General features: G+C 46.8%; 1 pseudogene. It reads left to right on the top strand.

Features of this window, described 5'->3' with window-relative positions:
• Positions 1-408 (top strand): annotated as a pseudogene (locus HH682_RS15460) (transposase); the annotation flags it as partial.

The raw sequence follows: 408 nt of genomic DNA, 5'->3' as shown, positions 1-408 counted from the left end.
ATCACGTTTTACTGACAGCCAGATCATTGCCATTCTCAAGCAAGCTGAAGCGGGTACTCCGGTTCCTGAACTGTGCCGAGAACATGGCATCAGCAGTGCTAGTTTTTATAAATGGCGTTCAAAATTCGGCGGTATGGATGCAGCCCTGATGTCCCGTCTCAAAGAGTTGGAAGAAGAAAACCGTCGTCTCAAAAAAATGTATGCCGAAGAGCGCCTCAAAGCCGAGATTATCCAGGAAGCAATGGCAAAAAAGTGGTGAAGCCGTCAGAACGGAAGCAGATGGCTCATCATGCAGTCACCGTTAAAGGGATCAGTGTTCGTCAAGCTTGTCAGATTTTTGTCATCAGTGAGAGCTGTTATCGCTATATGCCAACCCTTCATGTTGAAAACCAGCAGATAGCTGATTGG

The organism is Rosenbergiella gaditana, from assembly GCF_018494065.1.
Classification (GTDB): domain Bacteria; phylum Pseudomonadota; class Gammaproteobacteria; order Enterobacterales; family Enterobacteriaceae; genus Rosenbergiella; species Rosenbergiella gaditana.
Note: the sequence above shows the minus strand (reverse complement) of the source record. Positions and strands in the feature narration are given on the sequence as shown.